The 16,606-nt window shown below is 35.2% G+C and carries 12 protein-coding genes; 7 read left to right on the top strand and 5 right to left on the bottom strand.

The window, feature by feature from the left end:
* Window positions 1–34: 34 nt before the first annotated feature.
* Both Q0972_RS03115 and Q0972_RS03110 read left to right on the top strand, forming a co-directional pair.
* Window positions 35–1,072 (top strand): PLP-dependent cysteine synthase family protein, encoded by a 1,038-nt coding sequence (locus Q0972_RS03115; protein ID WP_299362435.1) that lies wholly within the window; start codon window positions 35–37, stop codon window positions 1,070–1,072.
* Between the two features lie 201 nt (window positions 1,073–1,273).
* Complete coding sequence (locus Q0972_RS03110; protein ID WP_299362434.1) at window positions 1,274–2,533, top strand: aminotransferase class I/II-fold pyridoxal phosphate-dependent enzyme; 1,260 nt, start codon at window positions 1,274–1,276, stop codon at window positions 2,531–2,533.
* Window positions 2,534–2,584: 51 nt separating this feature from the next.
* On the opposite strand, the gene Q0972_RS03105 is transcribed toward Q0972_RS03110, so the two are convergent.
* Together Q0972_RS03105 and Q0972_RS03100 are read right to left on the bottom strand one after the other, a co-directional pair.
* On the bottom strand, window positions 2,585–3,706 hold the full coding sequence (locus Q0972_RS03105; RefSeq protein WP_299362433.1) for a GTP cyclohydrolase: 1,122 nt from the start codon (window positions 3,704–3,706) through the stop codon (window positions 2,585–2,587).
* A gap of 8 nt (window positions 3,707–3,714) precedes the next feature.
* Window positions 3,715–4,692: a transporter gene (locus tag Q0972_RS03100; protein WP_299362431.1), complete on the bottom strand. Its 978-nt coding sequence runs from the start codon at window positions 4,690–4,692 to the stop codon at window positions 3,715–3,717.
* A gap of 102 nt (window positions 4,693–4,794) precedes the next feature.
* Here Q0972_RS03100 and Q0972_RS03095 point away from each other — a divergent pair, with 102 nt between their 5' ends.
* The 4 genes from Q0972_RS03095 to Q0972_RS03080 all read left to right on the top strand — a co-directional run bounded on the left by Q0972_RS03095 (window position 4,795) and on the right by Q0972_RS03080 (window position 10,385).
* Complete coding sequence (locus Q0972_RS03095) at window positions 4,795–5,085, top strand: DUF4834 family protein (RefSeq protein ID WP_299362429.1); 291 nt, start codon at window positions 4,795–4,797, stop codon at window positions 5,083–5,085.
* 74 nt (window positions 5,086–5,159) lie between these two features.
* On the top strand, window positions 5,160–7,574 hold the full coding sequence (locus Q0972_RS03090; RefSeq protein WP_299362427.1) for a YfhO family protein: 2,415 nt from the start codon (window positions 5,160–5,162) through the stop codon (window positions 7,572–7,574).
* Between the two features lie 32 nt (window positions 7,575–7,606).
* On the top strand, window positions 7,607–8,896 hold the full coding sequence (locus Q0972_RS03085; protein WP_299362425.1) for a glycosyltransferase: 1,290 nt from the start codon (window positions 7,607–7,609) through the stop codon (window positions 8,894–8,896).
* A 31-nt stretch (window positions 8,897–8,927) separates the two neighbouring features.
* Window positions 8,928–10,385 (top strand): oligosaccharide flippase family protein, encoded by a 1,458-nt coding sequence (locus Q0972_RS03080; protein ID WP_299362423.1) that lies wholly within the window; start codon window positions 8,928–8,930, stop codon window positions 10,383–10,385.
* A gap of 94 nt (window positions 10,386–10,479) precedes the next feature.
* Here the strand turns inward: Q0972_RS03080 and Q0972_RS03075 are convergent, their stop codons facing one another.
* The gene (locus Q0972_RS03075; RefSeq protein WP_299362421.1) at window positions 10,480–11,787 is read right to left on the bottom strand and encodes a hypothetical protein; all 1,308 of its coding nucleotides are present in this window, start codon (window positions 11,785–11,787) and stop codon (window positions 10,480–10,482) included.
* Between the two features lie 122 nt (window positions 11,788–11,909).
* Here Q0972_RS03075 and Q0972_RS03070 point away from each other — a divergent pair, with 122 nt between their 5' ends.
* Window positions 11,910–12,986 carry a DUF3667 domain-containing protein gene (locus tag Q0972_RS03070; RefSeq protein ID WP_299362419.1) on the top strand — a complete coding sequence of 359 codons (1,077 nt, stop codon included), beginning with the start codon at window positions 11,910–11,912 and terminating at the stop codon, window positions 12,984–12,986.
* Window positions 12,987–13,084: 98 nt separating this feature from the next.
* Here Q0972_RS03070 and Q0972_RS03065 read toward each other — a convergent pair whose 3' ends face one another.
* On the bottom strand, window positions 13,085–13,744 hold the full coding sequence (locus Q0972_RS03065; protein WP_299362417.1) for a hypothetical protein: 660 nt from the start codon (window positions 13,742–13,744) through the stop codon (window positions 13,085–13,087).
* 1 nt (window position 13,745) lies between these two features.
* On the bottom strand, window positions 13,746–16,535 hold the full coding sequence (gene uvrA / locus Q0972_RS03060; RefSeq protein WP_299362415.1) for an excinuclease ABC subunit UvrA: 2,790 nt from the start codon (window positions 16,533–16,535) through the stop codon (window positions 13,746–13,748).
* Between the last annotated feature and the right edge of the window lie 71 nt (window positions 16,536–16,606).

Genomic DNA, 16,606 nt, shown 5'->3' with positions numbered 1-16,606 from the left:
GAGTGTGTTTTTTACACTTGATTAAATAGCATTTATGGACAACAACAAAAATGTATTTGATAACGTACTTCAACTCATCGGAAGTACACCACTTATCAAACTAAGCCGAATGACCGCACACTACAACGGTGATTTTTATGCTAAAGTAGAAGCATTTAATCCAGGTCATTCTTCTAAAGACAGAATTGCATTACATATAATAGAGGAAGCAGAACGCCAAGGTATTTTAACACCAGGAGATACCATTATTGAAACAACTTCTGGTAATACTGGTTTCAGTATCGCCATGGTAAGTATTATCAAAGGTTACGAGTGTATTTTGGCGGTAAGTTCTAAATCCTCAGCAGATAAAATAGACATGTTAAAATCTATGGGCGCTAAAGTATATGTTTGTCCTGCGCATGTCAATGCAGATGATCCTAGATCTTACTATCAGGTTGCAAAACGTCTTCATGAGGAAATTAAAGGATCTATATACATCAATCAATATTTTAACCAATTAAATATTGATGCGCATTATAATACTACAGGACCTGAGATTTGGGATCAAACCAATGGAGAAATCACTCATTTAGTGGCTTGTAGTGGAACTGGAGGCACAATTTCAGGCGTTGCCAAATACCTTAAAGAACAAAATTCTAACGTAAAAATCATAGGTGTAGATGCTTATGGTTCTGTATTAAAAAAATATCACGAAACTCGCGAGTTTGATGATAAGGAGATTTATCCATATAGAATAGAAGGTTTGGGCAAGAACCTTATCCCTACAGCTACAGATTTTGATATCATAGATAAATTTATCAAGGTTACTGATGAAGAAAGTGCACATACAGCAAGAGAAATATCTAATACCGAAGGACTTTTTGTGGGATATACTAGTGGTGCTGCCATGCAAGCATTAAAGCAGCTCAATGAAGAAGGAGAGTTTAAGCCTTCGGATAAGGTTGTTGTTATATTTCCAGACCATGGATCGCGATATATGAGTAAGGTTTATAGTGATAAATGGATGGCCGATCAAGGCTTTTTTGATAGTAAAAATGAAGTTTCCACGACTATTCAATACGTAAAGTAACATAACTAACTAACTTTCTGGCCTACTACTTTTGTAGTAGGCTTTTTTATGTTTAAAAAGCAAGCGTATTGTTAGCAAAATATTATTATGCTGTGAACATATAATTAACTAATTTTGCAGACACTAACAAAACTAAATTAAAACTAAAGGAATTTATCCAATTTATTGGTATGGATTTCATGGTTAATGGCAAACTAAGGTATGAAGGATTTATTTGAAAAGATTTACAGAGATAAAGGACCATTAGGAAAGTGGGCCTCTCAAGCAGAGGGCTATTTTGTTTTTCCAAAGTTAGAAGGAGAGATATCTAACAGAATGAAATTCCGGGGAAAAGAAGTTATTACTTGGAGTATTAATGATTACTTAGGTCTTGCAAATCATCCTGAAGTTAGAAAAGTTGATGCAGAAGCAGCAGCAAAATACGGCTCTGCTTATCCGATGGGTGCCCGTATGATGTCTGGGCATACTGATTTACATGAGCAATTACAGAATGAGCTAGCTAAGTTTGTTAATAAAGAAGCTGCTTACCTTTTAAATTTTGGCTACCAAGGTATTATGTCTACTATTGATGCATTAGTTGCCAAAGACGATATTATTGTTTATGATGTTGATGCCCATGCTTGTATAATAGATGGCGTACGTTTGCACATGGGAAAACGTTTTACCTACAAGCATAACGATGTTATCAGCTTAGAAAAAAATCTTGAGCGTGCCACAAAAATGGCAGAGCAAACGGGTGGAGGTATACTTGTTATCTCAGAAGGTGTATTTGGTATGCGTGGAGAGCAAGGGCGCTTAAAAGAAATAGTAGAATTAAAAAAGAAGTATAATTTTAGATTTCTTGTAGATGATGCTCATGGTTTTGGTACTTTGGGAGCTACCGGTGCTGGTGCAGGAGAGGAGCAGGGTGTGCAAGATGAAATAGATGTTTATTTTGCCACGTTTGCAAAATCAATGGCTAGTACAGGTGCATTTATAGCAGGAGATCAAGAAATCATAGATTATTTAAAGTACAATTTACGTTCTCAAATGTTTGCAAAATCTCTGCAAATGCAACTAACTGTTGGAGCACTAAAGCGCTTAGAGATGTTACGTACTATGCCAGAACTTAAGAAAAATCTTTGGACTATAGTTGATGCTTTACAATCTGGTTTAAAAGAACGTGGTTTCGATATCGGTACAACTCAAAGCTGTGTAACACCTGTATACTTAAAAGGTAGTATTCCAGAAGCTATGGCCTTGGTTAAGGATCTTCGTGAAAATCATGGAATATTCTGTTCTATAGTGGTTTATCCTGTTATACCTAAAGGATTGATTTTATTAAGAATGATCCCTACAGCGACCCACACCTTAGAAGATGTAAAGGAAACTTTGGATGCCTTTGATGCGATAAGAGACCGATTGCAAAATGGGACTTACAGAAGAATGTCTGCAGCTTTAATAGCTGCTATGGGGGAATAAAGACACTTATTTTCAAAAATACTGGAGGCCTAAACTTAGTTTGGGCTTTTTTTATTCAATACTTTTACTCATCGTACAGCGCCTTTTATGGATTTTTGGATTAAAGTGTTTCCAAATCTGATGTATAGCCGTATTGTCTGCTAACTCTGGACCTCTAATGCATTCTTCCACACCTTTTTTTGTAAACTCCTTATAAAACTCGTTAAATATTATTGCAGTAACCCCCTTGTTCTGATATTCGGGTAAAATTCCGATTAAATAAAAGGTAACCGATTTGGAATGTTTCTTTGCTCGTATGATATGTCTAAAACCAAAAGGGAACAGTTTACCTTTCATTTTCTGCAATGCTTCAGCGTAAGACGGCGTAACAATTGCAAATGCAATTAATTTGTTATTATCGTCAACAACGAACTTAACATATTCAGGATTCAAAAAAGGCAAAAATTTCTTCTTAAAATAAGCTTTTTGTTTAGGATTGATAGCCACAAATGAAGATAGCTTAGCATGCGACGTTTCAAAAACATCAAACATTTCATCAGCATAGACCATTATTTCTTTTGTAGACTTAAAATCAAGGGCCTCTAATTTATACCTACGCTTAATAAGGTCTTGAATTTTTGTAAACGTTTCAGGCTTTATATCACCAAAATAAAACTTGTTTTCAACATATTCTTTTGATAACTCTAACCCATAAGCTTTATAATGGTCTTGATAATAAGGATGATTATACCAAGTAATCATGGTACCGATATGATCGAATCCTTCGGTCATAACACCTACTTTATCTAAATTTGAAAATCCTACAGGCCCCTCAATGAATTCTAGTTTTTCTTTATTGCCAATTTCGGTTACTTTATCGAGTAATGCTTTTGACACCTCAAGGTCATCCTCAAAATCAAACCAACCAAAACGCATTTTCTTGATGTTTTGTTGCTTAACTTCTATCCAGTTAATGATGGCGGCAATCCTTCCGACAATTTTGTCATTTCTATATGCTAAGAAAAATGTAGCTTCAGCATCGTTAAAGACAGGATTCTTCTGTTTGTCAAAAGTTTTTAATTCCTGACTAATAATTGGAGGTACCCAATACTTTGAATCTTTATAAAGTGTAAAAGGGAACTTTACGAATGCTTTTAAATCTCTTTTGGTTGTAACTTCTTTAATTTTAATCATGCAGTAGTCTATATACTATCAGAATCGAAATCGTCAGCTTTTTTCTTCTTCTTTTTATTTCTTCGCTTTTTGCGCTTTCGTTCTTCTTTGGCAGAATTGCCGTTATCAATCTTTTTATCCTTATGGAAATCTAAACGGTACGAGGCACCAAAGGCAATATTAAACACTGAAGGTGTATCTTTTGTGTTAAAAGCGATATTGGCATCTAACTGAAAATCTTTATTCCAAAGGTAGGCACCACCAACCCTAAAGATATTATCAGCATAAAAATCACTATTAATACCTTGTGCTTCACCAAAGACTACCCACTGAGGGGTAAAGGAGTGGGTTAAAGTAAAAATATATTGAAAATCGGAAAAATCGGAGCCAATCCTATCTTTTATTAAATTCATAACAAAAACCCATCCACCATTGAAGTTGTTTTGAGTAGCTATCATCACCTTAGGACTTATTCCTTCTACATCTGGTGCAGTGTAAGGATTATTCTCCGTATCAAAATTTGCGCCTACATAAACAGCCACGGCTGGGATTAGGGATTTCCATTGAAATTTTCTATTTGCATGATAGCTGTATAAATTTGGTTTGGCTTCCTCAGCGTTTTTGTATGGATCGTAAACCAAATACTTAGCTCCAAGTGTAAAGTTTCTAAAATTAGAACGATCATTTTCAAACGGAACGGCACTACTATTAATTGTTTGGGTATCATTCTGATAAACACCATCCAAAGACACTTCTAATTCCTCAAATAACAGTCCATAGCGGACAGAAAAATCTAAGCCAAAACCAGAAACTTCATATTCTAGAGGTGTATGATCTTCACTTACGGTAAAGGCACCGGCCTCAAATTGCACGACGTTTGTCCCCACTGAAAAAGCACTTTCTGATAGTCCAGGACGATTAGAATTAATTACCTCAGTATATTGAGCATTAGCGATAGAGTAGGTCAGTACTATTACAACAACAATTAAGGATTTGAGTCTTTGCATTTTGTTTGGTTTAAATTCAAATATATATATTTTATACTTTTTTTAAGTATTAATAACGGATTATAAGCAACTATAATTGTATTTTTGAGTATAACTTTAATTATGCAAGAAGCATCAGTAATGGGATTATTACGAACAATATTAATAATTATGCTAGTTTGGTTTGGCTTTAGGATATTGGCTCGACTTTTTGCACCTTTTTTGATGCGTTTTGTTGCTAAAAAGGCTGAAGAGCGATTTGGCCAACAATTTGGTGGTTTTCAAGATCAAGAGCAACAGCGTAGAGAACAGAAAAGAAAAGAAGGCGAGACGGTTATAGATAAAATGCCACAGCAAAATAAAACTTCTAACGAAAAAGTAGGTGAATACATCGATTACGAAGAGATAGATTGATTTAAGTTTTGTTATATTAAGCTACTTTATCAAAAAATAACTACTTTTCGGAATCAAAAATCATAGTCTACTGCATGTCATTTTCTTTCAAACGTTTTTTGCCGCATTTTCTTGTTTTAATAGGATTTGTAGTATTCTCTTTAGCCTATTTTAGCCCAGTTTTACAAGGCAAAAAAATATTCCAGAGCGATATAATGCATTATATCGGTATGGCTCAGCAACAAAAAGAATTTGCTAAAGCTACGGGTGAGGAAACTTATTGGACCAATAGTGCTTTTGGAGGCATGCCAACGTATCAATTAGGCGCAAAGTACCCACACAATTATATAAAGAAACTCGATTTAACCTTACGGTTTTTACCCAGACCAGCAGATTATTTGTTCTTGTACTTTTTAGGGTTTTATATTCTGTTACTTTCATTAAAGGTTGATTTTAAATTAGCGGCACTCGGGGCTTTAGCATTTGGATTTTCTACATATCTCATCATTATTCTTGGTGTAGGTCATAATGCTAAGGCACATGCTATTGCCTATATGCCTTTGGTTTTAGCTGGGATTGTTTTGACCTTTAGGAAAAAATACATCCTTGGATTTCTGCTAACGGTAATTGCTTTGGGCTTAGAGATTGTGGCCAATCATTTTCAGATGACCTATTATCTGTTATTTCTAGTACTTGTTTTAGGAATAGCTTATTTAATCGATGCCTATCAAAAGAAGGTTTTGCCACACTTTTTCAAGTCTGTTGGTTTATTGTTAGTGGCAGCCATACTAGCTGTAGGGCTTAATGCCACTAATATTATGGCAACACAAGAGTATGCGAAAGAGAGTACGCGTGGCAAAAGCGAACTGACTATAAATCCTGACGGTTCAGAAAAGGAAATCACCAATGGATTAAGTAGGGAGTACATTACCGAATATAGCTATGGTTTAGCTGAGACCTTTAATCTATTTATCCCTAGGTTTATGGGTGGTGGTAACTCGGAGGATGTGGGTAAGGATTCTGAAATCTACAAAACGTATGTCAATTTAGGAGCTTCACCTATAGAAGCTCTGGAGATTTCCAAGAATGCTCCAATGTATTGGGGAGATCAGACTATAGTAGAAGCACCAGCATATGTTGGCGCAGTGATTATTTTTCTATTTGTTCTAGGCTTATTTTTGGTAAAAGGTAGATTGAAATGGTGGTTGGTTGGTGGCACCATTCTGTCTTTATTACTGTCTTATGGAAAGAACTTAGGGTTTTTAACAGACTTCTTTATTGATTATGTGCCTTTATACAACAAGTTTAGAGCGGTAAGTTCCATCCAGGTGATATTAGAATTATGTATTCCCGTATTGGGTATTTTTGCTTTGGTACGTTTGTTTAACGATTTTCAAAAAGATGAAGAAAAACTAAAAGCCTTAAAATATTCCCTAACGATTACAGCAGGGCTTTGTCTCGTATTTTTATTATTTAAATCTACCTTCTTTGATTTTAAGAGTTTTAGGGATGAAGGTATTCCAGATGTTTTAATCGATGCCATTATAGCGGATAGAAAAGCCTTGTTTACGACCGATACTATTAGAACCCTAATTTTGATTCTGCTTTCGGCTGGTACTATATATTTATTTTTAAAACAAAAACTGTCCGATACTTTAGTCGTTGTAATTTTCGGTGTGTTGATCTTATTTGATTTGGTGTCTGTGAACAAAAACTACGTTAATAATGACGATTTTGTTTCTGCTATTCAGGTTGATAAACCGTATCAACCTAATACAGCAGACAAATACATTTTAAAGGATAAAGGACATTTTAGGGTCTTTGATGCTGCAAGTAGTGCTCCAGCTAAGGCCTCGTACTATCATAACTCACTATTTGGTTATCATGCTGCTAAACTAGGACGATATAACGATTTGCTAGAATTTCATGTGTATAAAAATAATGTAGAAGTTTTAAATATGCTCAATACCAAATACATTATTGAGCAGAATCAACAAGGCCAAACCAGAGCCTCAACAGATTATACCGAACCCAATGGCAATGCTTGGTTTGTGAGTACACTTACAGTGTTGGATAGTGCGAATTCCGAAATAAGGATTTTAGACAGTTTAAACACCAAGAATAAGGCCGTTACTACCATGTCGGATCTTAACGGTAAACCAATGGTTCGATATGAAGTTGATTCTACCGCCACAATTCAGTTAAAAGAATTTAAGCCTAATTTCTTAAAGTACGAGTCTAGTAATACAAATAATGGATTTGCCGTTTTTTCTGAAATCTATTATGAAAAAGGATGGAATGCCTATATCGATGGTGAACTAAAACCTCACATTCGTGTTAATTACGCCTTACGTGGTATGGAAGTACCTAGCGGTAACCATACTATAGAATTTAAGTTTGAACCCAAAGTTGTAGCAACAGGTAGCAAGATTGCTTTAGCAAGCTCAGCTATTTTTGGGGTTTTGTTGGTTTTGGGTGTGTTTTATTCGTATAAGAAAAGAGAAAATTGATTATCATTCCTGCTTTCGCGGGAATGACAAAAATGAGCAACAAAAAAGTACTTATAGTGACTTATTATTGGCCTCCAGCTGGTGGCCCTGGCGTGCAACGCTGGTTAAAGTTTGTAAAGTATTTACCAGACTTTGATTTGGAGCCTATTATATACTGCCCCGATAATCCTCACTATCCTATCAGAGATGAGAGTTTGGTTAATGAAGTTGCCAAGAACCTCACTATTTTAAAGCAACCCATAAAAGAACCTTATAGTTTGGCTCGTCTATTTTCGAAGCAAAGTGCCAAGACCATAAGCTCTGGTGTTATCCCTAAGGCAAAAAAACAGTCTTTGGTTGAAAAATTAATGCTTTATGTTCGTGGTAACTTCTTTATACCTGATGCACGTAAACATTGGATACAACCGTCGGTAAAATTTCTATCGAGTTATATCAAAGAAAATGATATCGGCACTGTAATTACTACAGGACCACCACATAGCTTACATTTAATAGGTCTTCATTTGAAGAAAAAGCTAAAAATCAATTGGATAGCCGATTTTAGAGACCCTTGGACGACCATTGGCTATCACAAAGCTTTAAAACTTACTAGATCTTCTAAGGCTAAACATAAGGCTTTAGAAGCCGAGGTTTTAAATTCTGCAGACCAGATTACAGTGACAAGCCATCATACTAAAAACGAATTTCTCATAAAAACCCGACAACCCATTTCGGTAATCACCAACGGCTACGATACACATAGTATTAGAGTAGATAAGAAAGATGATAAATTTACCTTGTCGCATATTGGTTCTCTACTTTCGGAGCGCAACCCAAAGATTTTATGGGAAGTACTTTCAGAATTGATTGAAGAAAACGAAGTGTTTTCAAAAGTATTTCAATTGAACCTAATAGGTGTGGTCAGTGATGATGTTCTCGAGTCTGTATACCAATCAGGATTGAGAGATTATGTCAATATTGTGGGTTATGTTAACCACGATGATGCGATTAGGTTTCAAATACGATCGCGACTTTTGTTACTGATAGAAATTGACTCTCAAGATACTAAGGCCATCATCCCAGGAAAAGTTTTTGAGTATCTAATTTCCGAAACCCCAATATTAGCCATCGGCCCAAAGGATTCTGATATTGAGCAGATCATTACATCAACCAATACAGGAACCTATTTTAACTATAAAGAAAAGCAAAAGCTAAAGACGCAGATAACGCGTTATTTTGAGGCGTATCAAAGTGATAGCTTAAGGGTGAATGCTATTGGCTTGCAACCTTATAGCAGAAAGGCATTAACCAAACAACTTAGTATGCTTATAAAAACGCTTTAGTATTGTATGAGTTTTTGTATTTTATGACATTATGGGTATTGTACTAAAACAATCTTTCAAGAATACCATAAGTACCTATATTGGTTTCGGTATAGGTGCTATTAACACGCTTTTTTTGTACACTAATTTCTTAACGGATGATTATTATGGCTTAGTAGCCTTTGTATTATCGGCGGCCAATATCATGATGCCTTTTATGGCATTTGGAGCACATAATGCCATTGTTAAGTTTTATTCTTCTTTTAAAACGAATTCTGGGATCAACAGTTTTTTAACCCTTATGTTGTTTTTACCGTTAGTCTTTATTATCCCTACCATGCTTATTGGTTATATGTCTTATGAATGGATTAGTACTTTGCTTTCAAAAAAGAATGCAATAGCAGAAGATTATGTTTGGCATATCTTTGTTTTGGCAGTGGCTATGGCATATTTTGAGATTTTTTACTCATGGTCTAAAGTCCAAATGCAAACGGTTTTTGGCAATTTGATGAAAGAGATATTTCATCGTATATGTATCATGATACTCCTATTTCTGGTTTATTTTGAATGGTTAACTGTGGATCAATTCATTTTGGCTTTAGTTGGCGTTTACGTCTTAAAAATGTTGATTATGAAGCTTTATGCTTATTCTGTTAGACTTCCAAGATTTGAGTTCAGGAAAATTGAGGGATTACCATCAATTTTAAAATATGCTGGACTTATGATTATTGCGGGCTCTGTTGCCATGCTTATTTTAGATATTGATAAGTTTATGATAGGCGTTATGCTAGAGCATATTGAGCAAGTTGCCTACTATAGTGTCGCCATTTTTATAGCCACGGTTATTGCCGTGCCACAACGTGCCATGCACCAAATAATGTTACCGCTAACTGCCAAATACCTAAATGATAATAACATACCAGCACTCAAAGATCTCTATTCGAGGAGTTCTATAAGTCTTTTGGTTATCAGTGGTTTTATTTTTTTACTTATTGTTTTAAATATTAATCAATTGTATAGAATACTACCTGATGAATTTACTGGTGGATTATTTGTTGTGCTAATTGTAAGTTTAGCGAAGCTTTTTGACAATAGTTTAGGAAATAATAATGCCATCTTGTTTAATAGTGATTATTACAGAATGGTTTTGTTATTCGGTGTTATTTTAGCTGTTATTGCTATCGTTTTAAATTTTGTTTTTATTCCTATTTATGGTATAGATGGCTCGGCTTTTGCTACGTTTTTGGCGGTTGTTATTTATAATACGATAAAGCTAGTATTTGTGAAGTACAAATTGAATATGCAACCGTTTTCCTGGGCTTCACTAAAACTCGTAATACTTTTGTTTTTACTTACCGCAGCCATGTATTTTTGGGATTTCCCCTTTCATCCAATTATTAATATAGTACTCAAATCCATACTGGTAGGCTTTACTTATTTTACACTAACCTATAAGTTCAACATCTCAGAAGATGTTTCGCAACAAATAAAAAAGTACCTAAAATTTTAGGTACTATATGTAAATGAGAAATCCCGTAAGGTGCTCTGAGGCATACATCATACGGGACTTCTACTAACCAACCAAAAAAATCATGTTTTATATTTTATCCTCTTGTTCGTCTTGAGCTAGATCTTGTAGAACTTTGGTTACTTCTTCTACTTGAGTTAGATCTAGTTGAGACAGAGGAAGATTTTCTTTTATTCTGAACAGTAGCGCTTCTATTTCTACTGTTGCTAGAGCTTGCTCTATTATATGTACGAGATTTCGTCGCTTTTGGTTTTTTTACTGATGAATTTCTCGTACTTTCTATTCTATTAGACACATTACCTCGAGCTCTGGTCACATTACTTCTAGAATTTCTTGTCGTATTTACTGAATTGCTACGTGTTGATCTAGCAGGAGTAGTAGACACTCTTTTATTAGATTGAGATGTTCTCATACTTCTACTATCGCTATTGGTTCTTGTGTTTGGCGACGTAGCACGTGCGTTAGACCGTGTCCTAGTACCTTCACTATTACCTCTAGCTACTGATCGAGTAGAAGTACCTACATCATTTCTTGAGGTGTTTCTAGCAGAACGCGTTGTAGTACTTCTTGTTGTACGAGCAGTAGTGTTCTGAGCTAAACGTGTTGTTCGTGTTCTTGTAATTTCAGCATTTCTACGTGTTACAGTTCTTTGTATAGTACGTTCCCTTCTGTTTCTGGGTGTCTGAGCATAATTAACGCTGTTATTTCTTCTTACGACATGCGTACTTCCGCGTCTTCCATTATTAACATTAAAGTATCTCACGTTATTTCTGTAAGGTCTATACCATATATGCCTTACAGGATTATAAAACTGTCTATAAGGATTTATGTTGACTACACAGAAGTTTACAGGTGGAACCATGTAGAATCTGTGCCAAGGTCTCCATATGTATGCTCTATTGTAGACATTAATGAAACCATCGTACCTCCAAAACACATTATTTCTGTAATATACATTGAGCCCACCAATCCTATTAATTCTATTGAAGTTATTATAAGTGATGAATATGTCTCCAATTTGGTTTACTCTTCCATAGAAGTCGTAAAATATAGGTGTATTTTCAATTTGAATGATAGCACCAAAACTATCGTACTGTACATATGGATTATAATTAAAACCTCCGTTGAAACTTAACGCAAAGCCTGGCGTATTTACACCAACGCTTACATCTGGCCCATATTGCGGGATATAAAAGTCGAATTGACCGTCTCTGTAAACCGAGAATTCAATACCGTTTTCAACAAATATGAAAGAATTTCCGTAACCTCTCACAAAATTGTTGATTGAAGCTTCTGCTTCATGGACTGTGGTGGTTGAATTAGTTGCGAATGCTGTAGTGGAAAAAGCCACTAAACTTGCAAATAAAAATAGAATCCGTTTCATAGTTAAGGGTTTTAAAATTAAACTCATCAATTATAAAACAAACAGCGTGCCAAAAAATGATTTAGTTATGGAATCTATATTCTAAAATTCACTAATTTTAAGCAGAACTAACTCATACTTTAGTGAGCACTGACCAAGAGATTTGTCGAAATTGTGAGCAGCCTTATGAAAAGGGGTTTAAATTTTGTCCACATTGTGGACAAAAAACAGACGACGATCTAACCATTGGTGTTCTGTTCTACAATACCATAAGCAATTACTTTTCTTTTGATGCACGTTTTTTGAAGAGTTTTTTCCCTTTAATGTTTAGACCTGGTTACTTGGCTTCAAAGTTTTTGGAGGGTAAGCGTTTACTATATCTGCATCCTGCGCAGATGTACCTATTTATTTCGGTGATTTTCTTTTTCATAATTTCTTTTAGTACTAGGGATTTAGTGAGTAAAGCTGATGAATTTAATCAAAAAGTAGTTGATGCCGATGCCGTTATGATAGAGAAAGATAGTGTTGAAAAGGTTTTTGATTCTGTTCAAATAGAGAAAATGATGAAACCTCTAGAGCAAAACAAAAAATTTATTGGACTAAATGACGAGGGATTTAAGTTAACGGATTCTATTATAAAAGCAAGTGTTAAAGAAACAAGCACTAACGAAATAAACTGGGACTTTGACAAGAAAAAGGTGGACTCTCTAATAGCTGCCGGAGCTGATAAAGAAATTATTTTAAAGGAGATGGGAATGTCCGATAATCCTAGTTTTTTTGAGAGACGGATGTTTGAAAACGCATTAAAGCTTACAAAAGGTAGAGGTGCAGGAGGCATCGTACAGGCATTTTTTGATAGTATCCCAATTTCTATGTTTTTTCTTTTACCACTCTTTGCGTTTATATTGAAGATATTTTATTTCAACAAAGGAAAGTATGCACACCATTTGGTGTTTAGTTTTTATTTCTTTTCTTTTTTATTCACTGTATTCAGTATTTTATTCGCAGTAAATCGGTTTGTATATGATATTCCTGATTGGATAGATTGGTTAGTGGCTATATCTACTTACTTTTATTTTCTAATTGCACTAATTAAGTTTTACAAGCAAAATTGGATTCTGTCTTGGATTAAAAGTGGTATTATCTCATTTACCTTTTTACTATTTGTGTTGCCAATGTCATTTTCAATTTTGGCGTTTGTGGCATTTGTAATTAATTAGGATTCATTCGTACATATTGGAACGTCTAAACTGTCACCACCAGAATACATGAATTCCGTCGAGGTATATTTTTGATTTCCTTTAAGTCCATCTATAACTTATTTACCAGATTTAGCATGCCAGATAGGAACATTCAAAAAGTCACTTATAACATGAGCATCATCTATTATAGATTTTAAGTTGCCATGATCTACTACATTTCGGCGTGTGCCATCCTCTAATACTAAGTTAAGCTCAAAACTCCCATAAGAACCATCTTCATCCGTAATAGTTTCGCCAATAATTTGTATGGCTATAATACGATTAAGCTCAAACTGATTTGTTAGATATCTAGTCTCGGGTTTAAACTTATATGATTTATGGTAAAAGCCCAATTGTTTATCAAAGACTCGAGGCTTAAACAAATGAAACATCATGTAAGCTCCCACAAACGCAAACATTAAACCAAATGTAAGACCCAGGAAATTAAGTAGGGAAGGATCAGAAAACTGCCCGGACTCACTAACCAGATTGTAGATAACGAATCCCATACCAATAGCAATGAAGACAAGTACAAACAGAGCACCACCTATTGATGGTCTATAAATAATTCTTGAGGAAGATTTCTCAACAAGTGCATGTGTTTTAAAATTGGAACCACCAGACTTTAATGGGGAAACATCAACACTCTTTACAATTGAATCTTCCGTAAAATCAATGGAATTTCTAGATTCTTTGGCTTTTATAATTTCTCTATGAAAACCTTCAGGGAGTTCCATTTTACAATTTCTCTTGTAGATATTTTCCAGTTACCGAATCCTTATTAGAGACGATTTGTTCAGGAGTACCAAAAGCCACCAAATTACCCCCTTGTTTTCCACCTTCTGGTCCCAAGTCGATAATATGGTCAGCACACTTAATGAGATCGATATTGTGCTCAATAACGATTATGGAATGCCCTTTAGATATTAAGGCCCGAAAAGACTTTAATAACTTCTGTATATCATGAAAGTGTAGACCCGTAGTTGGTTCATCAAATATAAATAGAGCATTATCACTCTTATCACCTTTGCCTAAAAATGTTGCAAGTTTAATGCGTTGAGCTTCACCACCAGAAAGGGTAGAAGAGGACTGGCCTAGTGTTACATAACCTAAGCCAACGTCTTGTAAGGGTTGAAGCTTATTTTTAATCTTAGTTTGGTTGTGGGTTTCAAAAAAATCAATGGCATCATCAATGGTCATGCTTAAAATATCGTGTATAGATTTTTCATGAAATCTTACTTCAAGAATTTCTTTTTTAAAACGCTTTCCACCACATGTATCACAAGTTAGGTGTACATCTGCCATAAACTGCATTTCAATGGTTACGACACCTTCACCTTTACAAGTTTCACAACGTCCTCCATCTACATTGAAGCTAAAGTGTTTCGCTTGATAGTTCCGTATTTTGCTCAGTTTTTGTGATGCAAATAGGGCTCTTATATCATCATAAGCCTTCACATAGGTTACTGGATTAGAACGTGATGAGCGGCCAATGGGGTTTTGGTCAACAAACTCTACATGTTGAATGTTAGTGAAATTACCCGTCATTTCGGTAAACTGACCCGCTTTATCACTAAATCCCGTAAGCTTTTTTTGAATTGCTGGATATAAAACTTTTCTTACCAAAGTACTTTTCCCGCTACCAGAGACTCCAGTGACTACAGTTAGCATTTCTAGTGGAAATGTCACATCGATATTCTTTAGATTATTTTCGCGAGCACCAATGATATCGATATGGTATTTTGAGGTTCTTCGCTTTTCTGGGACTTTAATTTCTAATTGCCCATTAAGGTATTTAGCCGTTAAGGTGTCCGACACTAAAATGTCTTTAAATTCTCCTGTAGCTACGACCTCACCACCAAAGGTCCCAGCTTCAGGACCGATGTCTATAATCTCATCGGCTGCTTTCATAATATCCTCATCATGCTCTACGACTATAACCGTATTACCGAGATCGCGCAACGACTTTAAGACTTTAATGAGACGCTCAGTGTCTTTTGGGTGTAAACCAATACTGGGCTCATCGAGTATGTACATTGAGCCTACTAGACTGCTTCCAAGAGAAGTAGCCAAATTGATACGTTGACTTTCCCCTCCAGATAGTGTATTTGAACGTCTGTTGAGGGTTAAATAATTTAAGCCTACATTAGATAGAAATTCTAGACGCGTATTGATTTCTGTCAGTAGGCGTTTTGCAATTTTAGTATCGTATGGGTTTAGCTTTAGGTTTTTGAAGAACTCCGTGAGTTCGTTTAATGGCATATCTACTAAATCTGTAATGGAATAGCCATTTATTTTTACATAACCTGCTTCTTTTCTAAGCCGTTTCCCCTTACAAACATTACATTTAGTTTTGCCTCGATAGCGTGAGAGCATTACTCTATTTTGAATTTTGTAAGCTTTAGATTCTAGTTCTGCGAAGAAACTGTCTAGTCCTTCGAAATACTCGTTTCCAGACCATATTAGCGCTTTATGTTCTGCGCTTAATTCAAAATAAGGTTTGTGGATGGGGAAATCGAACTTATGTGAATTGTTTACTAATTGGTCTCTATACCAACTCATACTTTCACCTCTCCAAGGAAAAATAGCATTTTCATATACCGAGAGTGCTGTATTCGGAACGACAAGGTCTTCATCAATACCTATTACATCACCATAACCTTCACACTTTGGGCAGGCGCCATATGGATTATTAAAACTGAATAAGTGTACATTAGGCTCTAGGAATGCCATACCATCTAACTCAAACCTATTGTTAAACATTGTTTGTTCCTGATCGGATAGTGACTCGATAATACAACTTCCAACGCCTTCAAAAAATGCAGTTTCTATAGCATCGGCTAAACGATTTAGGAAATCTTCATCATCTTTATATACAATTCTGTCGACAACTAGAAACAGGTTCTCGTCAGATTTAATAGTTTGCTTTATGGCATCATCAATTCTTAAAACGTCATTATTGTATTTAATTCTGGCATATCCTTGCTGTTGAAGTGTTTGCAATTTATTTTCTATGGTTCTGCCTTCTTCAAGGATAATTGGCGAGAGTAATAATAATTTAGAGCCTTCTTCAAACTTTGAAATGAAATCAATTACATCTTTGACGGTATGTTTCTTTACTTCATTACCAGAAATGGGAGAGTAGGTCTTTCCGATACGTGCGAATAGCAATTTTAAATAGTCGTAAATCTCGGTTGTTGTACCTACAGTTGAACGCGGATTGGTAGAATTAACTTTCTGTTCAATAGCGATAGCCGGAGCGATACCTTTTATATAGTCGACTTTTGGTTTATTGAGTCGACCTAAAAACTGGCGTGCGTAACTAGATAAACTTTCAACATACCGCCTCTGACCTTCAGCATACAATGTATCAAAGGCCAAGCTAGATTTTCCTGAGCCCGATAATCCTGTAATGACGACTAATTTGTTTCTTGGAATTACGACATCAATATTTTTTAAATTGTGCAATTTTGCACCTTTAATGATGATATTTTCTTTAGGATTTATGTCTAAAATTACAGTACTCATTGGAAGTTTAAGTGTATAATTTTGCAAAGATACGTTATCTATTTTAGCTAATAAAACACACTAATATTAGG

Source organism: Winogradskyella sp. (assembly GCF_028282165.1).
Classification (GTDB): Bacteria; Bacteroidota; Bacteroidia; order Flavobacteriales; family Flavobacteriaceae; genus Winogradskyella.
This window is presented reverse-complemented; position numbering and strand designations above follow the sequence as displayed.